The organism is Desulfovibrio intestinivivus (assembly GCF_053570665.1).
Genome location: NZ_JBRBQT010000001.1, coordinates 238846 through 263792 on the forward strand (window position 1 = coordinate 238846; position 24947 = coordinate 263792).

At 59.8% G+C, this 24947-nt stretch carries 20 protein-coding genes; 12 read left to right on the forward strand and 8 right to left on the reverse strand.

Going from position 1 to position 24947, the window contains the following annotated elements; genetic code table 11:
- Nucleotides 1-25: 25 nt before the first annotated feature.
- Together uvrC and trpB are read right to left on the reverse strand one after the other, a co-directional pair.
- Nucleotides 26-1933 (reverse strand): excinuclease ABC subunit UvrC, encoded by a 1908-nt coding sequence (uvrC, locus tag ACUZ9P_RS01045; protein ID WP_449248298.1) that lies wholly within the window; start codon nt 1931-1933, stop codon nt 26-28.
- A 135-nt stretch (nt 1934-2068) separates the two neighbouring features.
- Entirely contained in the window at nt 2069-3280 is a 1212-nt protein-coding gene (trpB, locus tag ACUZ9P_RS01050; RefSeq protein ID WP_449248299.1) for a tryptophan synthase subunit beta, read from the reverse strand.
- A gap of 402 nt (nt 3281-3682) precedes the next feature.
- Here trpB and ACUZ9P_RS01055 point away from each other — a divergent pair, with 402 nt between their 5' ends.
- Nucleotides 3683-4477: an FAD-dependent thymidylate synthase gene (locus ACUZ9P_RS01055; RefSeq protein WP_298994816.1), complete on the forward strand. Its 795-nt coding sequence runs from the start codon at nt 3683-3685 to the stop codon at nt 4475-4477.
- Nucleotides 4478-4565: 88 nt separating this feature from the next.
- On the opposite strand, the gene ACUZ9P_RS01060 is transcribed toward ACUZ9P_RS01055, so the two are convergent.
- Nucleotides 4566-5876 (reverse strand): O-antigen ligase family protein, encoded by a 1311-nt coding sequence (locus ACUZ9P_RS01060; RefSeq protein ID WP_449248300.1) that lies wholly within the window; start codon nt 5874-5876, stop codon nt 4566-4568.
- A 189-nt stretch (nt 5877-6065) separates the two neighbouring features.
- Here ACUZ9P_RS01060 and ACUZ9P_RS01065 point away from each other — a divergent pair, with 189 nt between their 5' ends.
- From ACUZ9P_RS01065 to ACUZ9P_RS01090, 6 genes are all read left to right on the forward strand, one after another.
- Nucleotides 6066-6749 carry an NYN domain-containing protein gene (locus ACUZ9P_RS01065; protein WP_298994813.1) on the forward strand — a complete coding sequence of 228 codons (684 nt, stop codon included), beginning with the start codon at nt 6066-6068 and terminating at the stop codon, nt 6747-6749.
- Nucleotides 6750-6997: 248 nt separating this feature from the next.
- Nucleotides 6998-7741: a basic amino acid ABC transporter substrate-binding protein gene (locus ACUZ9P_RS01070; RefSeq protein ID WP_298994812.1), complete on the forward strand. Its 744-nt coding sequence runs from the start codon at nt 6998-7000 to the stop codon at nt 7739-7741.
- Between the two features lie 64 nt (nt 7742-7805).
- On the forward strand, nt 7806-8549 hold the full coding sequence (locus tag ACUZ9P_RS01075) for a basic amino acid ABC transporter substrate-binding protein (RefSeq protein ID WP_227119241.1): 744 nt from the start codon (nt 7806-7808) through the stop codon (nt 8547-8549).
- Between the two features lie 173 nt (nt 8550-8722).
- Entirely contained in the window at nt 8723-9523 is an 801-nt protein-coding gene (locus tag ACUZ9P_RS01080; protein WP_449248301.1) for an amino acid ABC transporter permease, read from the forward strand.
- A complete protein-coding gene (locus tag ACUZ9P_RS01085) occupies nt 9510-10256 on the forward strand; it encodes an amino acid ABC transporter ATP-binding protein (protein ID WP_022659603.1) in 747 nt (248 codons plus the stop codon). The genes ACUZ9P_RS01080 and ACUZ9P_RS01085 overlap by 14 nt, the downstream gene beginning before the upstream one ends.
- 143 nt (nt 10257-10399) lie before the next feature.
- Nucleotides 10400-11548: an MnmA/TRMU family protein gene (locus ACUZ9P_RS01090; RefSeq protein WP_449248303.1), complete on the forward strand. Its 1149-nt coding sequence runs from the start codon at nt 10400-10402 to the stop codon at nt 11546-11548.
- Nucleotides 11549-12860: 1312 nt separating this feature from the next.
- On the opposite strand, the gene gcvPB is transcribed toward ACUZ9P_RS01090, so the two are convergent.
- The 5 genes from gcvPB to ACUZ9P_RS01115 form a co-directional block, all read right to left on the reverse strand.
- The gene (gcvPB, locus tag ACUZ9P_RS01095; RefSeq protein WP_449248304.1) at nt 12861-14309 is read right to left on the reverse strand and encodes an aminomethyl-transferring glycine dehydrogenase subunit GcvPB; all 1449 of its coding nucleotides are present in this window, start codon (nt 14307-14309) and stop codon (nt 12861-12863) included.
- Nucleotides 14306-15637 (reverse strand): aminomethyl-transferring glycine dehydrogenase subunit GcvPA, encoded by a 1332-nt coding sequence (gcvPA, locus tag ACUZ9P_RS01100; RefSeq protein ID WP_449248305.1) that lies wholly within the window; start codon nt 15635-15637, stop codon nt 14306-14308. Before gcvPA ends, gcvPB begins: the two co-directional genes overlap by 4 nt.
- Before the next feature lie 331 nt (nt 15638-15968).
- Entirely contained in the window at nt 15969-16355 is a 387-nt protein-coding gene (gene gcvH, locus ACUZ9P_RS01105) for a glycine cleavage system protein GcvH (RefSeq protein WP_449248306.1), read from the reverse strand.
- Nucleotides 16356-16452: 97 nt separating this feature from the next.
- Nucleotides 16453-17535 carry a glycine cleavage system aminomethyltransferase GcvT gene (gene gcvT / locus ACUZ9P_RS01110; RefSeq protein WP_449248307.1) on the reverse strand — a complete coding sequence of 361 codons (1083 nt, stop codon included), beginning with the start codon at nt 17533-17535 and terminating at the stop codon, nt 16453-16455.
- 253 nt (nt 17536-17788) lie between these two features.
- Complete coding sequence (locus tag ACUZ9P_RS01115; RefSeq protein WP_449248308.1) at nt 17789-18622, reverse strand: TatD family hydrolase; 834 nt, start codon at nt 18620-18622, stop codon at nt 17789-17791.
- A 172-nt stretch (nt 18623-18794) separates the two neighbouring features.
- Here ACUZ9P_RS01115 and ACUZ9P_RS01120 point away from each other — a divergent pair, with 172 nt between their 5' ends.
- From ACUZ9P_RS01120 to ACUZ9P_RS01140, 5 genes are read left to right on the forward strand one after another with little or no spacing between them, the layout of a single operon-like run.
- Nucleotides 18795-19751 (forward strand): UDP-glucuronic acid decarboxylase family protein, encoded by a 957-nt coding sequence (locus ACUZ9P_RS01120; protein ID WP_449248309.1) that lies wholly within the window; start codon nt 18795-18797, stop codon nt 19749-19751.
- 14 nt (nt 19752-19765) lie between these two features.
- A complete protein-coding gene (locus ACUZ9P_RS01125) occupies nt 19766-21826 on the forward strand; it encodes a proton-conducting transporter transmembrane domain-containing protein (protein ID WP_449248310.1) in 2061 nt (686 codons plus the stop codon).
- Complete coding sequence (locus ACUZ9P_RS01130) at nt 21823-22770, forward strand: respiratory chain complex I subunit 1 family protein (RefSeq protein ID WP_298995631.1); 948 nt, start codon at nt 21823-21825, stop codon at nt 22768-22770. The genes ACUZ9P_RS01125 and ACUZ9P_RS01130 overlap by 4 nt, the downstream gene beginning before the upstream one ends.
- Complete coding sequence (locus ACUZ9P_RS01135; RefSeq protein WP_298995633.1) at nt 22767-23390, forward strand: hydrogenase-4 component E; 624 nt, start codon at nt 22767-22769, stop codon at nt 23388-23390. The genes ACUZ9P_RS01130 and ACUZ9P_RS01135 overlap by 4 nt, the downstream gene beginning before the upstream one ends.
- Nucleotides 23391-23399: 9 nt before the next feature.
- Nucleotides 23400-24896: a proton-conducting transporter transmembrane domain-containing protein gene (locus ACUZ9P_RS01140; RefSeq protein ID WP_449248311.1), complete on the forward strand. Its 1497-nt coding sequence runs from the start codon at nt 23400-23402 to the stop codon at nt 24894-24896.
- Nucleotides 24897-24947: the final 51 nt, after the last annotated feature.

A 24947-nucleotide genomic window follows, 5' to 3' on the forward strand; every position in this document is an offset into this window, starting at 1 on the left:
CAGTCGTCAGCTTGCACGGCGGCCATCAATCCAGACCGCGCAACTTTTCCCGCAGCAGAGCGGCCTTGGCAGGCCCGATGCCAGGAATCTTGCACAAATCCTCCACTCCTGCGGCCCGCATGGCCTCAACACTGCCAAAGTTGTCCCAGAGCAAACGCGCCGTGGCAGGGCCGATGCCCGGCAGACGCATCAGCTCGCCAGACAGGGCTGCACCTTGACGCGCCCGGCGGTGTCGGCCAATGGCAAAACGGTGGGTATTGTCGCGCACGTTCTGCAAAAACAGCAGTTCCGGGCCGCCCTCGCGCAAGGGCAGCGGATTTGCGCGGTTGGGCACAAAAATTCTGTCAGCCACATTGCCCGCGCGGCGGTCGGCATGGCCTTCCTCATCCCTGGCCTTGGCAATGGCCGCGAGGGCGAACAGGTCTTCCTGCCCTGCCTCGCGCAGGGCGCGCTGCACGGAGCCGAGTTGCCCGCGCCCGCCGTCTATGAGCAGCAAATCCGGCCACGGCGGGCCGCTCTCAAGCCTGCGCGCCACCCATGCATACAGGGTTGCGTAGTCATCCCCGCTGTCAGGCATGGCATAGGCCCGGTACTGCGAACGTTCGGGCTTGCCGTCCTCAAAAACAACCATGCCGACGCGGGTCTGCTGCCCGCCGGTGTGGGACACGTCCACGCATTCAATGCGCATGGGCGGGCCGGGCAGGTGCAGAGCTTTTGCCAGACGCTCCAGAATGTTCTGATCCGTTTTCTGTTCCTGACGGCGGGCTTCCTCCCGCGCGTTGGACTGCGCAAGGTCTATGAGCTGGTTGTCCCCCGCATTTTGCGGCGGCACAATGCGCACGGCTCCGCCCCGGCGATCGGCAAGAGTCTGCTCCAGAGTCTCGCGGGTCGATGCGCCGCTTTCGCCTGTCTGCCCGTTTTCACCTGCCTGAATGTTTTCATCAGTTGCCTTGTCGCCCTCTGCTCCCTGCTCCTCTTCCTGATCGGCGGGAATCCAGGGCAGCAGGATACGCGGGGGCGGCGTGGCCTGACTGTAATACTGCCCCATGAACGACCACAAAAGCTCCGGCGCGTCTTCAAAGGTCAGGCCCGACCAGTAAAAAGCCCGACCGTCCGTCACCGCCCCGTTGCGCACAAAGATAAGCCCCAGCGCCAGCCCCTTATCCGCAGAGAACAGGCCCACCACGTCCATGTCCCCGCCGCCGGGCAGCACGGCGGCCTGCCGTTCAACAGTGCTTTCCACAGCGCGTATCTGATCGCGCAGGCTGGCGGCCCTTTCAAATTCCAGTTCTTCGGCGGCCTGTTCCATGGCGGCGCGCAGCCCGCCAAGCAACTCGGCGGAACGCCCCTGGAGCAGATCCGTCACCTTGCGCACGTTTTCGTTATATTCCTGCGATGTCACCATGCCCATGCAGGGCGCGGGGCATTGCCCCATAAAATGATACAGGCAGGGGCGCACACGGTTTTTCATGGCCTTGTCGGTGCAGCGCCGTAGGGCAAAGGCCCGGTGGATGAGTTTCCACGTTTCGCGCGCCGCCAGAGCGGACGTGAACGGGCCAAAGTAACGCGCGCCGTCCCGCCGCGCCTGCCGCACGATTTCCAGCCGGGGAAAGGGATGCTTTGGATTGATGCGAAAAAGCACGTACTGCTTGTCGTCGCGCAGCACGATATTGTAGTGCGGCCTGTGCTTTTTGATGCAACTGGCTTCCAGCAGCAGGGCCTCTTTTTCCGTGGTGGTGGTCAGATACTCAATGCTCTCGGCATGCGAAAGCATGGCCCGCGTCTTGGCTGGCAGGCCTTCTGGCCGAAAATAGGAGAGCACCCGGCGGCGCAGTACGCGCGCTTTGCCCACATAGATAATGCGGCCCTTGGCGTCCTTGTACAGGTAAACGCCGGGAGTAAGGGGAATGCTGGATGATTCGGGCTTCTGCATGACAAAAGAATGGGGAGTTAAAGAAAAAAAGCAAGTGCGGGGGAAAAAGCCAAAAGGCTTCCATCCCCCGCGCTCCTCCTGCAAAACTGGCGGGCGTCTGCTCCCGCAGCCGCCAGAGCAATTTTAAGAGTTGCCCTAAATCAGGCCCTTCTGCATCATTTCGGCAACCTGGGCCACGTCCTTGTCGCCACGGCCAGAGAGGTTCACCAGCAAAATGCTGTCCACAGGCATGCCGGGGGCCATCTTCATGGCGTGGGCCAGCGCGTGGGAAGATTCCAGCGCCGGGATGATGCCTTCATGCCGCGAAAGGGCAAAGAATGCGTCCAGGGCTTCCTTGTCTGTCACGCTGACGTATTCGGCGCGGCCCATATCCTTGAGCAGTGCGTGTTCCGGCCCCACTGAGGGATAATCAAGCCCGGCGGAAATGGAATACACTTCGCCCGCCTCGCCCGCAGGGTCCTTGATCATGTAGGAATTGAAACCGTGCATGACGCCGGGTTCGCCCAGGCAGAGGGATGCGGCATGCTCGCCGTAGCTGTTGCCGCGACCGCCGGGTTCCACGCCCAAAAGGCGCACGTCCGTATCGTCAAGAAAACCCGCAAACAGGCCAATGGCGTTGGAACCGCCGCCTACGCAGCCAAGGCAGGCGTCGGGCAGGCGGCCAGTTTCGGCCAGCATCTGGGCGCGGGCCTCGCGCCCCACCACCGACTGAAAAACGCGCACCATATAGGGGTACGGATGGGGGCCAACGGCAGAGCCGAGCACATAGAACATTTCCGGATCTTCAATCCACATGCCCAAGGCTTCGTCCACGGCTTCCTTGAGGGTGCGCTGACCGCTCTTGGCCGCCACAACGCGCGAGCCGAGCATCTCCATGCGGATAACATTGAGGTGCTGGCGCTCAATATCCACTTCACCCATGCAGATGGTGCATTCCAGCCCCATCAGAGCCGCTGTGGCCGCAGTGGCAACACCGTGCTGGCCTGCACCGGTTTCTGCAATAACGCGTTTCTTGCCCATGCGTTTTGCCAGCAGGCACTGCCCAAGGGTATTGTTGATCTTGTGCGCGCCCAGATGGTTGAGGTCTTCGCGCTTGAGCCATATCTGCGCACCGCCAAGGTGACGGCTCAGATTGGCGCAGTGGAATACAGGATTGGGCCGCCCCGTGTAGTGGGAGCAAAGATAATCCAGCTCTTTCTGGAAGGACGGATCCGCCTCGGCGGCCTTCATGGCTTCGGCCACTTCGTCCAGACGGGCCTTGAGAGGCTCGGGTACGAACTGCCCGCCGTAGGCCCCAAAAAAGCCCTTGCTGTCAGGAATGCCGTAGGGGGCGGAATGCTGGCTCATGCGATCTCCTTCTTCATGCTGAGTTTCTGCAAATATCTGCGGCCTGCGCGGTTTTCAGCCTATGAAAGGTCATCCGGCGGCGGCATTTCAAAAAACTCCGTCACTCTGGCGTGTTGCCCGCGCCATGTCAAGATGCCGCCCCAAATACCCGCGCAGGGCGGGACTTTTTCGGTTTATCCGCGCTTTGCGCGGCGTAGCCCGCAACCTTGCCCGCAGAGGCGCTTTGCCCTATAGTCTGCCTCTCTTTTACAGACCTGAGAGCAGTTAACGCATGAAATGCGTTAACTGCTCTGGCAAGGATTTTCAGGAAAATCCTTGCCACGAAATGAGCGCGGGCAGGCTTTGCCTGTCGTAAGCGGGCATTTCAAGTGTTAAATGCTCTAGATGTGAGGCGGAGGATCCATGCTTGACGAAAAATACACTGGCAACGGCAAGGTTGTGCTGCTGGCAGGCGGCGGAAAAATCTATACGGATATCGCCGCCCGATTTGTGCGCAGCGAGCGCGAGCTGGAAGAAATTGTGGCCTCGCCCTACTCGCGCCAGATAGTGCAGAATATTCTCGATTCCGGCCACAGGGCCGCGCTTGAGTTCGACTTTTTTCTCTTTGGCGTTGAAGGCTATTCGCGCGTTACCGAAACCCAGCTTGTGCGCAAGCGGCTGGCCTCGTACCTCATCAAATCCGGGCGGGCGGAACTGGGCGGCAAGCGCCGCTATTCCGTGGTGTATCCGCGCAGCGTGGCCGAATTTTCCGCGCAGGTGACCCTGCCCGACGGGCATACGGCAACCCTCAGTGGGCACGATCTGGCTGACATTTCACGTCAGTGGTATGATGCAGGCCTTGACGCGGGTCTGCCAGAAGAAGATTTGCGCTACCTGAAGCCACAGGCCACGGAATTCAAGGCCATCATCGGCATGAACGCCCACGCCCTGCTCGACTGGTTTGCCATCCGCTGCTGCCGCAACGCACAGCACGAAATACGCCATCTGGCGTGGCAGATGCTGCGCCTCAGCCGCAAGGCCGCGCCCGACCTCTTTGCAGGGGCTGGCCCAAGCTGCGTGCAGATGGGCTATTGCCCTGAAAACAAGCGCCAGCACGCCCGATGCGTGGGCCGAGTGCTCACCAAGGAGCAGGCGCTTGAAATGCTGCGCTCCCATGGCGGGCAGCAGACCAGCGCGGAAGACTTTACCGATCAGTAAGACTCGCCCAAAAAGCGTGTAGAAAAGTTTTGCGGTTACGCGCACATTGTACGCGTAACCGCATTCTCTTTTGCTCGTATGGGGCTCTTTAAAAAAAAGTTTTGCCCACCGCTGCGGCCTCATCCTGACGCGCCTGATCGGCCAGATCTTCGGGGGCGGCATCCAGACCGTTGACCACAGCCCCGATCATGACCCCAAGGTGGCTCATGGCAAGCCCCAACCACCAGATGCGATAAAAGTCATGCCCAAAGATGCCGTTGACCAGCCAGCCGCCAAAACCGATCCAGAACCAGGCGGTCATGCGCCAGTAGATGCTGGGGCTTTTGCTTTCAAGCTCTGCCAGCAGGCGCGGGCGTATACGCTTGTAGCCCCACCAGATGAAGCCCAGCAAAAAAATCATGCCCAGCGCAAAGCCAACAATACCGTGCGCGTACAGCATGTCCAGATAAAGGTTGTGCGGATGGCTGATGGTGATAACGTCTTTTTCAGGCGCAAGGCCGAGCGCGCGGAAGGCCTCGTTATAACGGCCCGCTCCGGCTCCCAGCCAGGGATGTTCGCAAAACACCTGCCACGCCAGATGCCACAGGCTCCAGCGGCCATCGCTCTCCACCGCGCCCAGCCCGGCCCGGCCCTGTAATACGAGCACAGCCAGCAGAATGCCCAACGAGCCCACGGCAAGCTTGAAGCGTCCACGGCCCCCGCGCAGCAGCACCCACAACCCAAAAGAAACAGCCACAGCCAGCGCACCGCTACGGCTGCTTGCGCCAATCAGCAGGAAAAACGCGGGCCAGAGCGTTGCAAACCACAGCAGGGCCGAAGCCGCAGGCGAGAGGGCACGGCGCAGGATGAACCAGAGGGAAAAGGCAGGAATGAGCGCCAGGGCTATGTAGTTGCCCACAGTATAATCGCCGAGGCTCCCCGTGAGCCTGCCCGCATTAAGGGCGTAGCCCATGATGAAATCCGTGCCGGTCAGCGCCTGGTGCAGGCCGTCCAGCCCTTCCCAGAAGCAGGCCAGCACGCAGGCCCACACAAGGCGGCGCAGGTCTTTTTCGCTCCGTACGCATTCCATGCCGATAAACGGCAAAATAAAACCCTTGTTGATGCCTGTGCCCGCGTGGAGAAGCGAAGTCCATATGTGCTCTGAAAAAAACACGCCAATGCAGATCATGGCCCACAGGCAATAAAAAAGCGGACGCGCATCAAGCCTGTGCAAAACGCTTTCTGTCCAGTTGTAGCGATAATAGAGCAACAGAAAAATAAAGCAGATTACTGGCAAAACCTCACGCGCGCCGTACCCAATGGGAAAGGAGGCCAGCGAAATCCAGAACGACCAGAAAAGACAACGGCTCCACTGCACATCAGACGGATTGCGCAGTGCGCAAAGCAGGCGCTCCCGCACGTGCAATCCCCGGTTTTTTGCTTCATTAAATATATTCAGCACAGCTCATGCGCCCTTTGTTTGGATACAGATTATGGCGCAAGATGTATCCGTTGACGGGCGTAAATTCAAGTAGCAGTAAAGTCCTTGCATTAGGGAAACAGGCAAAATATACTTTTGCGATAAATTATTTCACCATTGAGGTACAATATGGCCAGATTTACCGGTTTTGACGAAGTATTCAGTGCACTTTACGTTGACTTCGACAATATTTACACCCGCTTTCTTGAAATTGACCCCGAGGCGGCCAGGGCCTTTGGCTCTGTTCCATACCGGTGGGTGCGCTGGATTGAAAACCATGCGCTGCGCATTCTGTACGGCGAAGGCGTACGCCGCCGCATCCTCAAGCGCATGTGCTACCTGAACCCCCAGCGCTATCAGGAATACCGCAATCCCTTCATCCGCAGCGCATTCCAGGTGGTGGACTGCCCGCCGCTGACCACCCGCGGCAAGACCAGCACCGATATCCATCTGGTGATGGACTGCATGGACGACCTCTCGCACTCCACCCACTTTGACGAATTCATCATTCTTTCCGGCGATGCGGACTTTACCCCCCTGCTCATCCGCTTGCAGGAACACGCACGCCGCACCCTGGTGCTTTCTGTGGGCTATTCTTCGCCCGCATACACGGCTGCGGCATCCTGGCGCATCCGCGAAGACTGGTTTTTGCAGCAGGCCCTGCGCGACGAGCGCGCCGATGAGGTGGACGACCAGCCCATCCCTGTAGCGCCCACACCACCCATTGCCCGCACCGCGCATGCCGCGCCGCCCGCCCCTGAAAAAACCCCTGACGATGAAGACGAAGGACCAGCCCCCGGAAATGCGTGGTAACTACCCGCAATCTGTCAGACCAACGGCCCGAAGCGCTTGACGCCGGGAGCCGCCAACGCTAAAAAGTGAGACGCTCTTTTCTGGTTGGTAGCCCGCCCTACTGGTGCACCCCGCGCTTACCGGCGAACCACGGACCGCCGCAGCCTGTTGCCGTTTTCAGTGATTACGGCCACTTGTTTACGGCGCAGGCGTCCCCCATGACGCATACAGCGGCGGGCCTGAATCATAAAACCTGGTTAGGAGGTCCTATGTTTCGCCGTGTTATTCTTGCCCTGATTACCCTTGCCCTGCTCTGCGGGCCGGCGGCTGCCGCCGAAAAATTCATTGTTGCCAGCGACTGCACATGGCCCCCCATGGAAATGCTGGACGCCAACAAACAGCCTGAAGGCTTCTCCACCGACTACCTCCGCGCCATGGCCAAGGCCGCTGGCTTTGAGGTTGAAGTGCGCAACATCGCGTGGGACGGCATTTTTGGCGGTGTGGCCACCGGACAGTACGACATCGTGGCTTCCTCGGTGACTATCACCCCCGAGCGTGAAAAGCAGTTTGACTTCTCCGCTCCTTACTATGAAGTGGTTCAGGCCGTGGTGCTGCCCGCTGGCAAGAGCATCAAGACTCTGGCTGACCTCAAGGGCAAGAAGGTCGGCGGCCAGATCGGCACCACCGGCATCTTTGTCATGCGCAAGGCCAATGCCAGCGCGGACATCAAGGAATATGACGATGTGGGCCTGGCTATTCAGGACCTCGTGGGCGGCCGTCTTGACGCCGTTATCTGCGATGATCCGGTTGCCATGTACTATGTGAACAAAAAGCCTGACACCGCTGGCAAGCTGAACATTTCGTTCAAGGCCGACGAAAAGGAATACTATGGCTTCACCGTCCGCAAGGGCCGCAAGGACCTCGTGGAAAAGCTGAACAAGGGCATTGCCGCTGTGAAGGCTTCTGGCGAAGACCGCAAAATTGCTGAAAAGTGGCTTGGTAAATCCAACTAACGTTCCGTTTTCGCGGGGCGTTCGGGCTTGTCCTGGGCGCCCCGCCGTATTTTAAGGAGTGGACATGATCCGTCGTCTGTTGCTGGCCCTGGTTGCCGTTTCCCTTTTGTGCGGCCAAGCCATGGCTGCTGAAAAATTCATTGTGGCCACTGACTGCACCTGGCCCCCCATGGAAATGCTGGACGCCAACAAGCAGCCCATTGGCTTTGATGTGGACTTCATCACTGCCGTTGGCAAGGCCGCCGGTTTTGAGGTTGATGTGCGCAACATCGCCTGGGACGGCATTTTCGGTGGCGTAGCCACAGGACAGTACGACATCGTGGCTGCCGCCACCACTATCACTGAAGAACGTCAGAAGCAGTTTGACTTCTCTGATCCCTATTATGAAGTTGCACAGGCCGTGGTGCTGCCCGCTGGCAAGAGCATCAAGAGCCTGGCTGACCTCAAGGGCAAGAAGGTCGGCGGCCAGATCGGCACCACCGGCGTGTTTGTTATCCGCAAGGCTGGCGTGACTGTTGACCTCAAGGAATACGACGACGTGGGCCTGGCCATTCAGGACATGCTGGGCGGTCGCCTTGACGCCGTGATCTGCGATGATCCGGTTGCGCTCTACTACGTCAACAAAAAGGCCGACACCGCTGGCAAGCTGAACATTTCTTTCAAGACCGAAGAAAAGGAATACTACGGCTTTACCGTGCGCAAGGGCCGCAAGGACCTGGTGGAAAAGCTGAACAAGGGCATCAAGGATGTGAAAGCTTCCGGCGTGGAAGCCCAGTTGCTCCAGAAGTGGATGGGCGCTTCCAAGTAGTTTGCTTTTTTTCGTGATATTTTGATGGCTTCCGGGCTTTTGCCCGGAAGCCATTGCATAAACCAGGGCAATGCCTTACACCACAGGGCCAGCCCGTTATAACCCACGGCACCCCGGCACGGCCCAGCCGTTGCCTGCTGCCAGCCTCAAACGCCTTGTCATGAAGGACTGCGATGCACGATAAAAAAGATGGAAGCAAAGGCAACATCATTATGGTCACGGATGGCGCATCCATCCCCGACCCGCGTGAATGGCGCCTGATAAACGCATGGTCTATCGCCCTGGTGGGCGCGCTCGGCACCCTGTTTACCCTCTGCACTCTCTGGCCCGAGCCATACCTGCGCATTCTGCTTTACCTGCCGGACGGCGTACTGATCACATTCAGGATCACCATGCTTTCCATCTGTTGCGCAGTGCCGCTGGGGCTGCTCACGGGGCTTGGCCGCATTTCAGACAACCGCCTCATAAATCTCATTGCCTCCACCTATGTGGAAGTGATACGCGGCATCCCTCTGCTGGTGCAGATATTTTACATCTACTACGCCCTCTCGCGCTTTGTGCAGGTGAGCGGCGTTACCTCTGCAGTGGTTGCCATCAGCTTTTGCTACGGCGCCTACATGGGCGAAGTGTTCCGCGCGGGCATCACGGCCATCAACAAGGGCCAGACGGAAGCCGCGCGCTCGCTGGGCTTCAACCGCTACCAGACCATGCGCCTTGTGGTGCTGCCCCAGGCCATGCGCACCATTTTGCCCCCCGTTGGTAACGAATGCATTGCCATGCTCAAGGATACCTCGCTTGTATCCATCATGGCCGTGCCGGACATCATGCAGCGCGCGCGCAGCTTTGTGGGCACCACCTATCTGTATTTTGAAACCTACACCATGGTGGCAATCATTTATCTCATTATCACCCTTGTGCTCTCCAAGGCTGTGAGCATCATGGAATCCAGGCTGAACTACTATGACGGAAAATAGCGCCGCCCCCATTATCTCCATCAATCACGTCTGGAAGTACTTTGGCTCGCTGCCTGCCTTGCAGGATGTCAGCCTGGATATTGCTCCCGGCGAACGTGTGGTCATTATCGGCCCTTCCGGCTCCGGCAAGTCCACTCTGCTGCGCTCCATCAACAGGCTGGAACAGATCGACCAGGGCAGCATTATTGTTCAGGGGCAGGATATCCAGAGTGATGAGAACAACATCAACGAAATGCGCCAGAACCTGGGCATGGTTTTCCAGCAGTTCAATCTTTTTCCGCACAAGACGGTACTGGAAAACCTCACTCTTGCCCCGCGCCACCTGCGTAAGCTGTCTCGCGAAGAAGCCGATGCCCGCGCTCTGGGCCTGCTCAAAAAGGTAGGCATCAGCGACAAGGCCAATGTGTACCCTGCCATGCTTTCGGGCGGGCAGCAGCAGCGTGTTGCCATTGCGCGCGCTCTGGCCATGCAGCCCTCCATCATGCTCTTTGACGAACCCACCTCAGCCCTTGACCCCGAAATGGTGGGCGAAGTGCTGGACGTTATGGTGAAGCTGGCAGAAGAAGGCATGACCATGGTTTGCGTAACCCACGAAATGGGCTTTGCGCGCACTGTCGCCGACCGCCTCATCTTTATGGATCAGGGCCAGATTGTGGAAATGGGCAAGCCTGAAATGCTTTTCACTGCCCCCCGCCATCCGCGCCTGCGGCAGTTTCTGAATCAGATTCTGTAGTTCGCTTTTGCGCAGGAGGGGCCTTTGCCCGCAAAGGCTCCTCCTGCCATGCCTCCCTCCGCCCTCATTCCCTCCATCCCTTATGAGTTGCACCAGCAGCCTCGCCCTCAACGGCGACAACAGCAAGGGAGTGACCAAAACCCATGAACGCCCCACACCCACACAGCCCTACCGTGGCCGTTGCCGTAAGCGGCGGCGTAGACAGCCTGTGCGCAGTGGTTATGCTGCACAATGCGGGCTATCAAGTATTGGCCCTGCACGGTCTTTTTTTGCCAGACGGCCCAACCATTGCCCCCGCAGGACTGGCCGAAGCCTGCGCCACGCTTGGGGTTCCCCTGCATGTGGCAGACCTGCGCGCAGCCTTTCAGCGCGAAGTGCTGAGTCCCTTTGCCGCAGCCTACGCACAGGGCCGCACACCCAACCCCTGCGCCTACTGCAACCGGGCCATCAAGTTTGGCGTGCTGCTCGATACCGCACTTGCTCTCGGTGCGGACAAGCTTGCCACCGGGCATTACGCCCGTCTTGTTCCCGGCCCGGATGCGCCAACAGATGCGGGCGAAGGTGAAACGTCCGAAACCTATCCCCTGCTTGCCGCCGCTGCGGACGCCGCCAAGGATCAAAGCTATTTTCTCAGTCTCGTGCCGCGTCAACGGCTGAGCCGCGCCCTGTTTCCGCTTTACGGGCAGAACAAAGAGCAAACTCGCGCCATTGTGGCGGCAGCAGGGCTGGCTGTTCCCCTGCCGTCAGAGAGTCAGGATATCTGTTTTGCCCCGCCCATAGCGCAGGCTGGCATATCGGCTGCCGAGGCTTACCGCCCCTTTCTGGAACGGCACTGGCAGGCGGCGGGCACCATCGCGCCGGGGCCGGGGCCTGTTCTATTGCTGGACGCGGCGGGCAACAAGCGCGAAATTGCCCAACACAAAGGGCTGTGGCGCTATACGGAAGGCCAGCGCAAGGGCCTTGGCATTGCCCATACTGAGCCGCTTTTTGTGCTGACCAAGGATAGCGCGAGCAACACCCTTGTGGTTGGGCCGCGTGCTTTGCTGGGTATACGCACCTGTGTGACCGGGCCAGCCAATATTGCATTGCCGCCTCATCTTTGGCCTGACACGATGCTTGTACGGCTACGGCATCGGCAGCGGCCATGCCCGGCGAGTGTGCAGGTTGAGGATGCGTGTCTTCGTATAGTGCTGGCTGAGCCGCAGTTTCCCACGGCTCCCGGTCAGGTGGCAGCGGTTTATGACGAGGAAGGCCGCGTGCTGGCTGCCGGTATTGTGGAAAAGATGGCATAGGGAAGAAGAAGAAGAAGAAGAAGAAGAAGAAGAATTTCCCTATACGGGGGTGCGGGTGAGCCTGTCAGGCTGATTTACGCAAACCCGACTTTTCTGACCTGACTGCGTCAAAATCCAGTTTTTAATGCTCACGTACACAAGTACGCTGCGCTTAAAAACTGGATTTTTCCTTGTCAGGCCACAAAAACCGTATTTTGCAAATTCGCCCAACACCAACCATCGCCTCCGCTACGCTCTGGCGAGTCTAAGGAAGGCGACTTCACGACCAGCTCCTGATGGCGAGCCGAGTTCCAGTTACGCGCAATTCATCTGCCTTATCCTGGCCGAATAAAATTCAATACTGTCTCTACTCCCATACCTCACGAACTATTTCACCCCGCTTTTGTGATTTCAGCTATATGTCGGCGACGCTTGCCTTAGCCGGCTAAAAAAGACTTTGCACATCTGACTGTGGGCTAACCGAAACCTCCAATTGTCAATAATTGTCAAATTTAAAGGACGCACCGCAACGTCACAGTTATTCGTGGTGTCCGGCTGAAACGGAGTTCGACTCAACGCAAAAGCGTACTCTGGCATTTACGCGGCGCGGAGGGAGATCACCTGAACGAGCGCAGCGAGTGAAGGAAGCTCCCGCAGCTACAGCCGCGTTGCCCTCGCCACCTAACGACAATTGGAAACCTTTCCCAAAGGGGTGCTTCGGGGGGGGATGCAAGGGGGGCGAGAAGGGGGCGTAGCCCCATAACAGGCCCCACTTTGCCGCGCGCCGCGCAGGCGTCCCAGACTCCGCCAGACGGCGGAACCCCATGCCCGAAGGGCAGCGCCATCCAAAAGCCAACCGCACAGCCGCTTCTCATGAACAAGTAACTCTCCTGCCACGCAACGGCCATGGTCGTTCACTGAAAAGGCCGCTGCTCAACGCAAAAGCGTACTCTGGCATTAACGCGGCGCGGAGGGAGATCACCTGAACGTGCGCAGCGAGTGAAGGAAGCTCCCGCAGCTATGGCCGCGTTGCCCTCGCCACCTAACGACAATTGGAAACCTTTCCCAAAGGGGTGCTTCGGGGGGATGCAAGGGGGGCCGAGAAGGGGGCGTAGCCCCATAACCGGCCCCACCTTGCCGCGCGCCGCGCAGGCGTCACAAACTCCGCCGGGCGGCGGAATATCGTACCCAAAGGGCATTCAAACAAAAAAATTTTGCCTCAACCTGATAACAAAAAAACAGGCCTCAGCGTCAGCCAAAGCCCGTAATAAAAGTTTTTGCGGGATGGGGGTTTGGGGGCTTTTTACAAAAAGCCCCCTGTCCCCAATTATCTCTATCCCATATCTTCCGTCAGCACCATCTGGCGCGCGGCGGCTGTTTCGTCCAGACGGCGCACGGGCAGATTGGTGGGCAGTTCCTGAAGGGACTGCGGATCAGCCTTGCCTGTGAGGATAATCTCCTTCAGGGCTTCAACGTAACCGTCCAGGGTTTCTTTACTTTCCGTCTCCGTGGGTTCGGCCATGAGGCACTCGTGCACGATAAGCGGGAAGTAGATGGTGGGCGCATGAATGCCACGTTGCAGCAAGGCCTTGGCGATATCCAGAGCACGCAGGCCCTGCGGCGCGGACGCTACGAATTCGTGCGCGCAGAAGCGATCCTTGAAGGGAATCTCCAGCACGTGCTCAAGCTTTTTCTTGAGGTAGTTGGCGTTGAGCACAGCATATTCAGATGCGCGGGTGAGTCCTTCGCCCCCGAGGCGCAGCATGTAGGCCAGGGCTTTGATAACCACGCCAAAGCTGCCGTAGAAGGGGCCGATGGGGCCGATGGTCTGCGGCAGATTGTAATCAAGGAAGAAACGCCCGTCAGGGTGCTTTGCCACGCGCGGGGCGGGCATAAAGGGCAGCAGACGGTCGGTAACGCCCACGGGGCCAGCGCCGGGGCCGCCGCCGCCGTGCGGGGTGGCAAGAGTTTTGTGCACGTTGAGGTGCACCACGTCAAAGCCCACATCACCCATGCGCATTTTGCCCATGATGGCGTTCATGTTCGCGCCGTCATAGTACAGCAGGGCGTCGACCTTGCGCAACTCGGCCACGATGCGGGGCAGGTGCACTTCCATGAGGCCGAGGGTGTTGGGGCAGGTCATCATGAGACCCGCCACATCCTCGCCGTGTTCGGCAATGGCCGCCACGATGGCTTCGGGATCCACCATGCCGTCGCGCGATTCTATGTTGATGGTGTCAAATCCGGCAAGGGCGGCCGAGGCAGGGTTGGTGCCGTGGGCCGCATCGGGGATAAGCATCTTTTTGCGGTTGCGTCCCTTGGCCTTGTGATAGGCGGCAATGAGCTTTACGCCGGTGAATTCGCCGTTGGCCCCGGCCATGGGCTGAAAGGTAAAGGCCTTCATGCCCGTGAGTTCGCAGAGCAGATTTTCGGCTTCATACAGACATTCCAGCGCGCCCTGGGCGCAGTCGGCGCCGCCCTCAAGCTGGGCCATCATGGGGTGCAGGTGGGTAAAGCCCGGCAGCGCCGCCACGTATTCCATGAACTTGGGGTTGTACTTCATGGTGCAGGAGCCAAGGGGATAAAAATTGGCGTCCACGCTATAGTTGAGCTGCGAGAGCTGGGTGAAGTGGCGCACCACGTCCAGTTCCGAGCATTCGGGAAGACGGGGAGCCTTTTTGCGCAGCAGGTCAGCGGGCAACATGGCCTCAGCCTTGGGGGCAGAGCTGTTCAGGCAGTAGGCAGTACGCCCAGAAACGGATTTGGCGAAAATGGTTTTCACAGCAGACCTCCCATGATTTCGGCCAGCTTGTCTATCTGGGTGCGGTTGTTGGCCTCGGTGCACGAGAGCAGCAGCACGTTTTCCATGCCAGGATAATGATGGCCCAGCGGATAACCGGGCACAACACCCTTCTGCGTCATGGCCTTGACCACTTCAGCAGCGGGCATGGGCAGGCGCAGGGCCACTTCCGAGCCGTAGGGGGCGCTGTTGAGCAGTTCCACGCCCTTGAGGGCTGTGAGGCGCTCAACGGCGTAGCGGGCAAGTGCCATGTTGTTTTCGGCCACCCGGGTGAGGCCTTGCGGGCCAAGCAGGCTCATGTGGATGAGCGAGCGCAGGGCGCAGAGAGCCTGATTGGAGCAGATGTTGGAGGTGGCCTTGGCCCGGCGGATGTGCTGCTCGCGGGCTTGCAGGGTCAGCACGTAGCCGGTCTTGCCGTCCACATCTGTGGTGCGGCCCACAATGCGGCCAGGGAACTGGCGGATGTGTTCCTTGCGGCAGGCCATGAGCCCGAGGTAAGGGCCGCCGAACGAGAGGTTCATGCCAAGGCTCTGGCCTTCGGCCACGGCCACGTCAGCCCCCATTTCGCCGGGGGTTTTGAGCACGGACTGCATGACCGGATACACGGAGATAACGCCAAAGGCCTTGTTGGAACGGGCCTTGGCAAACAGGGCCGTGTAGTCCGCCACCGCGCCGAAAAAGTTGGGATTTTGCACAATAACGGCAGCGCACGTAGTGTCGGCGGCTGCCATGAGGGCGTCCATGTCGCTGCAACCATTCTGCTGGGGTACGGTCTTGATTTCCAGATCAAGGCTGGAAACATAGGCATCCAGCATGGAGCGCCAGATGGGGTTGACGGTTTCGTCCACCACCAGCACGCGGCGGCGCGTGGAGCGCACGGCCATCATGGCGGCTTCAAAAATGGCGGTGCCGCCGTCATACACGGAGGCATTGCCGCAATCCATTTCCATCAGGCGGCTGACGGCGGTCTGGAATTCAAAAATGGCCTGCAAGGTGCCTTGCGAGCATTCTGCCTGATAAGGCGTATAGGCGGTATAAAATTCGCTGCGGCCAGAAAGCGCGTCCACAGCCTTGGGAATGTCGTGGTTATAAAAGCCTGCGCCGAGAAAGGACACATGACCGGGACAGTTTTTGGCTGCCAGCTCTTCAAGGTGTCCGCAGACGGCGGCTTCGCTCTGCCCCTTGGGCAGATCAAAGCTCTGGGGGCGCATGCTGGAGGGGATGTCGGAAAAAAGCTCATCCAGACTGCGCACGCCAACTACGGAGAGCATTTCATGCAACTCTTCCGGCGTATGGGGAATGTATGGCATACTAGCTCCTTGCCGCCGGACACGTTATACCGCTTGTGCGACGGCAGCCTCTGTGAAAGGGACTCCGGCTGGAACCCGCCGTTGTACGACGCTGTTCCAGCCGGTGCGAAAGAAAAAATTTCAGGCTGTTACACACTCGGTGCAAAAGTTTGCCAGCGCGCAGGCAGCCCAAAATCATACAAGGGTAACGTGGAGTTGCGGGAATTTTTGTTTCCTGCCAAGGATGGCGCGTTTGGGCGGCGCGAAGTGTATACGAACATACATGAGCGCCGCGCCAAGCAAGCCAGACGCAGGCAGGGGGCAAAAAGGCCGCAAGTCCGCGTTACCCTGTTTAATGCTTTTCGGTGGCGCAATGGGCTTCGTAAGCCGCCGCGTCCAGCAGACCGCCGGGCTTGTGGGCCAGCTTGACGCGCACAATCCAGCCCTCGCCAAAGGGATCGCTGTTGCAAAGCTCGGGGGTGTTTTCCAGAGCTTCGTTCACGGCTATCACTTCGCCCGTAACGGGAGAAATCAGATCGCTGGCGGCCTTGACCGATTCCACAGAGCCGAATTCCTTGTCTTCAGAAAGCTGGTCGCCCACGGGGGGCAGTTCCACGTAGGTGATATCGCCAAGGGATTCCTGAGCAAAGCTGGTGATGCCGATGACGGCCTCGTCCCCTTCAATGCGGGTCCATTCGTGGCTGGTGCTGTACAGAATATCGGCGGGATTGGTAGCCATGTGCAAACTCCTGAAAAATTGGGTTCAATCGTTATAAAAATTACGCTGTCTTGCGGGGTATGCCGTGCGATGCGGCCCCCACAGATCAACGACCATATCAGGCCAGTTTTTTACGCGCGGTGCCTTCCGTGTAGAACGGCGCTTCAACCCGCGCGGCGGGCAGTTCCGTTCTGGCGGCGCGAACCACAAAATTCTCGGCCCCGGCATGCGCGGCCTTGACCCAGGCAAAAGCAATCACATAGCCCAGCGAGGGCGCAAACGAACCGCTGGTCACGTGGCCCACTTCCGTACCGTCAGCAAGGGCGACCACGTCGCCGTGACGGGCGGCGCGGCGGCCGTCAATACGCAGGGGCACCAGCACTTCGGCAATGCTCTGCGCGCCTTCGCGGCCCACATAGTCGGCGGTGCTGGTCATCATGCGGCCCATACCGGCTTCGGCGGGGCTGTGATTTTCGTCCAGATCGTGCCCGTACAAAGGCAGGCCAGCCTCAAGGCGCAGGGTATCGCGCGCGCCAAGGCCTATGGGCTTGACGCGTTCGTCAGCCAGCAGGGCGCTCCAGAAAGCCTCGGTCACGGAGCTCTCAATGTACAGTTCGTAGCCCAGCTCGCCAGTGTAGCCGGTGCGGCTCACCAGCAGGGGTGTGCCCTGCCAGGTGGTTTCGCGAAAGCCGAAGTAACCGAGATCATGAAAATTCTGACCCAGCAGCTTTTCGAGCACATCCAGGGATTCCGGCCCCTGGAGGTCGATCTTGCCGGTTTCTGCGGAAATGTCGGTCATCTTGACGCTTTGGGGCAGGCGGGCGCGCAGCACGGCGAAGTCGTTGGCGGCGCAAGCGGCGTTGACCACGGCCATGAAGGAATCAGGGCCGAAGCGGTAGATGATGCCGTCATCCAGCACGCCGCCCTTTTCGTTGAGCAAAAAGCCGTAGCGGCACTTGCCGGGGGCAAGGGTCTGGAGGTTGTGGCTCACGGCCTTGCTCAGGGCTTCGTCCGCGCCGGGGCCTTCAATAAGAAACTCGCCCATGTGGCAGATGTCAAAAAGACCTGCATGCTGGCGCGTGTGCTGATGCTCGACAATAATACCCTCATACTGGATGGGCATAACCCACCCGGCAAAGGGGGCCATTTTTGCGCCATGCGCCTCGTGCCAGGCAGTGAGGGGGGTACGCAGATCCGACATGGAATCTCCTTGAAGTTGGGCAAACAGCTTGCGCTGACGCTATAGAGGACGCGCCAAGGCTGCCCTGCCGCTGCAATGCGCTGCGGCAAGCCGGACCAAGCGCGAACAAACACCAAAAATATTTATCAAAAAACATTACCAAGCCACCGTTTCGAGCGGCTTTGGACATGGTATCACTTCTGCCATGTGGACACAAGAACATACCCGTGCAAGGGCATCCGCGCGGGCGGGGCTGGCAGGGGTTAACACAGCATCATTCCTGCGCTGGCAGGCCAAAAAACCGGCGGGCATTGTCGCCGCAGGTACGCCAGAGATCTTCGGGGTTTTCTCCCCGCGCTTCGGCCATGGCCCGCACGGTAAACACCGTATAGGAAGGCTCGTTGCGCTTGCCTCGCCACGGCAGCGGGGCAAGATAGGGGGCGTCGGTTTCCAGCAGCAGACGGTCGGCGGGAATAAGAGCCACAGCCTCGCGCAGGGCCTCGTTGGCCTTGTACGTGACCGGGCCGGGAATGGAAATGTGCCAGCCGTTGCGCAAGATGCGCCGCGCGGTTTCCGGCCCCTGACCAAAGCAGTGCCACAGGAGGGGATACCCGGCAAAGCCCTCGGCCTCCAGCGTCATGAGTGTTTCTTCCTCCGCATCGCGGCAGTGAATGACCACCGGACGTTCCACGGCGCGCGCCAGAGCAAGCTGATCGCGCAGGGCCTGATACTGGATTTCCCTCGGGCAATCCGGCCAGTAAAAATCCAGACCGATTTCGCCCACAGCCTTGAGCCGGGAGTCCGCGTCAAAGGCGGCGCGCATGGCGGCAAGGCGTTCCTGCGTGCAGTTCTGCCCGTCACACGGGTGCACGCCCATAAGAAAAAACACTTCGGGGTGGGCATCAAAATAAGCCCGGCGGGCATGGTATTCTTCCGGCCCCAAAAAAACGTTGCCCACCTGGGCTAAGCCTGCCGCGCGGGCGCGTTCAAGCACGGCATCGCGATCCGCATCAAATTCCTGACCATCAAGATGCGCGTGGCTGTCCACCCCGGCAAGGGGCAGGGCCAGAGTCAGGGGATCAATGCGGACGGCTGATTTTTTCGACATGGTTTACCTCGCGGCCGATACATAGCAACGGGCGCAGGCGAAAGGCAAGGGGCAAGACCCGGGCAGCAGACACCCCCGTACCCAACCGCCATTGCAAAGCCCGGACAATGGGGCTATGCTTTGGGGGATTTGCCAGTTTTTACTGGTTTCCTATACTTTTTTCGGGGGAATCATGCATCTCCGCAAACGCATTCTTGTCACCGGCGGTTCCGGCTTTTTGGGTTCGCAACTGTGCGAACGCCTGCTCAACGAAGGGCACGAAGTGCTCTGCGTGGACAATTTCTTTTCCAGCGCACGCGCCAACGTGGAAGCGCTCATGGATAACCGCAGGTTTGAGCTTATCCGCCACGACGTGACATTTCCCCTCTATGTAGAGGTGGATGAAATTTACAATCTGGCCTGCCCGGCCTCGCCCATCCATTATCAGCACGACCCGGTGCAGACCATCAAGACCTGCGTCCACGGCGCGATCAATATGCTGGGTCTGGCCAAGCGGCTTGGCGCGCGCATTTATCAGGCATCCACCAGCGAAGTATACGGCGACCCCGAGATACATCCGCAGCAGGAAAGCTACTGGGGCCATGTGAACCCCAACGGCATCCGCTCCTGCTACGATGAAGGCAAGCGCTGCGCCGAAGCCCTGTTCTTTGCCTATTGGCGTCAAGGCGGCCTGCCCATCAAGGTGGGACGCATCTTCAATACCTACGGGCCCAAGATGCACCCCAACGATGGCCGCGTGGTCTCCAACTTCATCATTCAGGCGCTCAAGGGCGAAGCCATCACTATTTACGGCGATGGCTCCCAGACCCGCTCTTTCTGCTATGTGGATGATCTTGTGGAATGCATGATCCGCTTCATGGCTTCGGCCGATGACTTTGTGGGCCCCATGAACATGGGCAACCCCGGCGAGTTCACCATCCGCGAACTGGCAGAAAAGGTTGTGGAAATGACCGGCAGCAAGTCCGTAATTTCTTACGAACCCCTCCCCGGCGATGACCCCAAGCAGCGCAAGCCTGATATCACTCTGGCCCGCGAAAAGCTTGGCTGGGAACCCAAGGTCGCCCTTGAAGAAGGCCTGGTAAAAACCATCGCCTACTTTGAAAAACAGCTGAAAGACGGCCTGGCGTAGGTATTCCGGCAGTCATGTTCCTTTTTATCACGGCCATCGGCATATTGGCGGCAACAGCCGCCCTGTGCGCACTCCTGGCCGTGCGCCCGCCCTCAAAGGCAACCGGACGCGCGGCCAATGCGGCTGGCGTTATCGGGGCCTTTGCGGGCTGTTTTGTTGGCTTGTGCGCTCTTGCTTCCGGCCCATGGGCCGGGCAGGAGAGCTTACGCCTGCCTCTGGCCTTGCCCGTGGGATCCTGCGCCCTGGGCATGGATGCCCTGAGCCGCCTTTTTTTACTGCCAGTGTTTGGTCTGGGTTTTGTTTGCGCCGCCTCGGGCGGCATTGCCCTGCGGCATGAAGAACCGGAACGCCACAATCTTGCGGCGCACTGGTTCTTCTTTCATATGCTGCTGATCGGCCTTGCCCTGGTGATGACCGCGCGCGATGCCGTACTGTTCATGCTGGCGTGGGAAATCATGTCGCTGGCGCCCTTCTTTCTTATTGATTTCAATGACGGCGACAGCAAGGTGCGCGATGCCTCATGGGTCTACCTTGTGGCTGCACATCTGGGCGCTGTGGCCCTCATGGCCTTCTTTACCCTGTTATGGCAGGTCACGGGCGACACTTCGCTTGACGCCCTCCAGGGGGGGGCTGTGCTTGCGCGGGTGCTTGAACAGGCGCAAGGCTATTCCGGCCCCGGCCTGCTCACGGCTCTGTTTGTGCTCGCTCTGGTCGGTTTTGGAGCCAAAGCGGGCCTTGCGCCCCTGCACGTATGGCTGCCCGAGGCGCACCCTGCCGCGCCAAGTCATGTTTCGGCCCTGCTTTCCGGGGCCATGATCAATGCAGGATTTTACGGCATAGTCCGTAGCGTGGGCATGCTGGCACCTGCGGGCGCGGCACCTGAATGGTGGGGCTGGACCTTGCTTCTGCTGGGCCTTGCCACGGGCCTCATGGGAATTTTAAAAGCCACGGCCCAAAGCAACCTCAAAAGGCTGCTCGCCTATTCCAGCGTGGAAAACATGGGCCTGATGGTCATGGGGCTGGGCGCGGGACTCATTGGTCAGAGCTGCGGCAACGCGTGGATTGCTGTTCTGGGCTTTTCCGGCGCGCTGCTGCACATGCTCAACCACTCTGCATTCAAGGGGCTGCTGTTCCTGTGCGCAGGCGAAGTGCTGCACGCCACAGGAACCGTGCGCATGCAGCATCTGGGCGGGCTGCAAAAACGCCTGCCCCTGCTTGGCGCGGCCTTTGCCATAGGCGCAGCGGCCATTGCCTGCCTGCCGCCTTTTAACGGATTTGCGGGCGAACTCGTGATGGGGCTTTCCCTGCTGGACGGCCCTGCGCTTTTTGGCGTGGAGCGTCAGGTAGGCCTGCTGCTGGCTCTGGCGGGTCTTGCCTGCATCAGCGGCCTTGCGGCAGCCCTGTACGCCAAGGCCTATGGCATCGCCTTTCTGGGCGAGCCGCGTTCCGGCTTTGCCGCCAGCGTGCATCCGCTTTCCTGGCGCACACTCTGGCCCCTTGCCCTGCCCGCCGCCGTGTGTCTGGCGGGCGGTCTGGCTGCCCCCTGTTTTTTTGATCTGGCAGCAGGGGCGGCGCAAAGCGCCCTGCCCTTGCCTCCGGCATTTCAGCAAGCTGGTCTGGCTGGCGTGGCGCAGGCGCATACAAGCCTTGCAGCCGTGGCAAAAATCGGCGGAGCCGGGCTTGGACTGGCCCTAATTATCCTTTTTGTTCGCCGCTGCCTGCTTAAAAAGCGCGCTGTGGAATCCATGCCCACATGGGGCTGTGGCTTTCAGGGCGGATCTGCCCGCATCCAGTATACGGACGCGGCTTTCTCCGAACCCACGGCAAAGATATTTGCTCCGGTCATGGGCCTCAAGACCCGCCTGCAGCTGGATGAAGGGCTGTTCCCCAAAGGCGGACAACTGAGCGTCACCGCGCCCGACCGCTTGCGCAGCGGCCTGTTTACACCGCTGTTTACGGCGGTGGAAAACCTGTGCAATGCCTGCAAGGTTATCCAGCACGGCAAAATCCACCTGTATATTCTGTATATTCTCGCCACTCTGGTGGCTCTGCTTGTGTGGGGGCTGCACTCATGAAAGCCGGGCTTGCAGTCTATTTTACGCAGTTTGCCCTGTCCCTGATTCTGGCCCCCCTGCTGCCCGGCATCATCAACCGGGTCAAGGCCAAATTTGCCGGTCGCCACGGCAAGCCAGTGCTGCAAACGTATTATGATATCGCCAAACTGCTGCGCAAGGGCGAGGTGATCAGCCGCACATCCACATGGATATTTGCCGCAGCCCCCTCCATATCCCTGGCAGGCGCAATCTGTGCGCTGGCCCTGTTGCCTCTTGGCGGCGCGGTTTCACCCCTGGCCTTTGCGGGCGACTTTGTGCTGGCAGCCTATCTGCTGGGCATGGGGCGCTTTGCCGTCATGCTTGGCGCGCTGGACACAGGCTCGGCATTTGAAGGCATGGGCGCAAGCCGCGAGGCCACATTTTCCGCCCTTGCGGAACCCGTATTTTTTCTTGCGCTCATGGTGCTTACAAGTCTGTGTCTCGGCCTTGGGCACAGCACGGAAACGGCCTTCAGCCTCTCCACCATGTTTGGCGGGCAGACCGCCGGGGCATGGCTGACAGGCAAGGGCGAACTGCTGCTCCTGCCCGTGATCTTTTTTGTGCTGCTGCTGGTGGAAAACTGCCGCATCCCGGTGGACGACCCCAACACGCACCTTGAACTGACCATGATCCATGAGGTCATGGTGCTTGACCATTCCGGCCCCAATCTGGCCCTGATACTCTACGGCGCGGCCCTCAAGCTGTGGTTTTTCGCCGCGCTGATCGCGGGCCTGATCACTCCAGCGCTGCCCCTGTGGGAGCAACTGGGCGTGAGTCTGGGCATTGTGCTGCTGCTGGCCGTGGTTGTGGGCATTGTGGAATCCATCATGGCCCGCCTGCGCATGGAGCGCGTGCCCTACCTGCTGGGCGCAGCAGCGGGCATGGGCATGCTCACGCTCATTCTGACCCAGGCGAGGTTGCCATGACCACGCTTTTGCAATCCTGTCTTTTCCTTCTGGTATTAAGCAACTTTCTGCTGCTCGGAACACGCCGCGTTGCGGGCATGACCCGGCTGACCGCCTTTCAGGGCGTACTGCTGGCTGCCCTGCTGCTGAGCCTTGACCACGCTCTGCTGGCCGGGGCCGTATTGCTGATCAAGGGTGCCTTGCTGCCCGGTTTGCTGTGGCGCACCCAAAAACGGCTGCCCGCCGATGCCCTGATCTGCCCGGCCCGCCGCGTGGGTTTTGGCGTACTGGCAGGCATGGCCGGTCTGGTATTTTCCATCTGGCTGGACGGCAAGCTGGTCATGCCGCTGGGGCTTTATCCCCCCTTGCTGCTGCCCACCGGGCTGGCAACGCTCTTCTGCGGATTTATCCTCATTGTGGGGCGCATCAAGGCCATCACCCAGGTCATCGGCTATCTGGTGGCGGAAAACGGTATCTTTCTGCTGGGCGTGCCGCTCATGACAGGCGGCACGGTATGGTTTGAACTGGCCCTCCTGCTGGACGTTTTTGTGGCCGTGTTTGTTATGGGCATAGCCATCAACCATATCAGCGATTCCTTCGCCTCCATTGACGTGGCGCGGTTCCGCAGCCTCAGGGATTAGGACGAGCGCATGCTGACAGCACTTCTTTTCATACCCCTGTGCGCAGGCTGCATTATGCTGCTCTGGGGCCGCGCCGTCATCTGCCGCCTTGGCCTGCCGCTCACGGCACTGGCGCACACTGCCCTTGCCGCCACAATTGCCGTCAGTGTCGCGCGCGGAGAATCCCCCTCAGAGCTTGGCGGGCTGCTGGCCCCGGACGCTCTGGGCGTACTGTTTCTGATGCTGGCGAGCCTGCTGTTTCTGGCCGCGTCATTCTATGCCGTGCATTACCTGCGGGAAGAAGAACGCATCGGCGAACACACCAACATTCTGGATCACGGGCGCTTCACCAATGCGCCGGAGCGCCGCTTCACAGCCTGCCTGTGCTTTTTTCTCGGGGCCATGACGCTTGTGACCATCACGCCGCACATGGGCGCGCAGTGGGTGGGCATTGAGGCGACCACACTTTCCAGCGCACAGCTCATTTATTTTCACCGTCACAAGAGTTCGCTGGAAGCCACCTGGAAGTACCTGATCATATGCTCCGTGGGGATTGCCCTGGCCCTGCTGGGCAACATATTACTCGCCGTGTCGTTTCACGGTGCGGAAGGGGCCGCTGGCGCGGCAGACGGTATGGATCAGGTGGGCTGGTTTGTGCGCAACGCGGCCCTTGCAGAACCCACGTGGCTCAAGACGGCTTTTATATTTCTGCTGGTGGGCTACGGCACAAAAATGGGCCTAGCGCCTCTGCACAACTGGCTGCCCGATGCGCACAGTCAGGCCCCTTCGCTGGTTTCGGCCCTGCTTTCGGGCGCTCTGCTCAACTGCGCCATGCTGGGCATGCTGCGCGGGCACCAGATCATGCTGGCCGCGGGACTTGGCGGGCTTTCGGGCGGCATGCTCATGTTTTTCGGCATTCTTTCGCTCATGACAGCCGCCATCTTTATTGTGGGGCAAGGCCATTACAAGCGCATGCTGGCCTATTCCAGCGTTGAGCACATGGGCATTCTGGCCCTGGGCATAGGCGTGGGCGGCGTGGCTGTGCCCGGCGCAATGCTGCATGCGGTCTGCCACTCGCTCACCAAGTGCATGCTCTTTCTGCTTTCTGGCAACATCCTTGCCCGTTACCACACCTATTCCAGCTACGACGTGCACGGCATGCGCTGGATCATGCCCGCCACGGCGGCGCTGTGGACAGCCGGATTTCTGGCTGTGGCCGGGTCGCCGCCATTTGGGCTTTTTGTCAGCGAGCTGCTCATCTTCAAGGGCATGCTGGCGGCAGACCTGCCCTGGCTTTCCGCCGGATATCTGGTGCTGCTGGCCATCATCTTTGTGGGGCTTTCCGTGTCGGTGCTGCGCATGGTGCAGGGCAACCGCCCTGTGGATATGCCGCCCGCTAACTCCGAGCCTGTGCTGAGCGTCCTGCCGCCTCTGGTGCTAGGGCTGACCGTGCTGACTCTGGGCCTGTGGATTCCCGACTGGCTGTGGGATTTTCTTAACCGCGCCGCGGCGCTCATAGGCGCGTAAGCGCCAAAGGCTGCTGCCATAACCCACCGGGTTTTGCGCTGCCAACGGTGA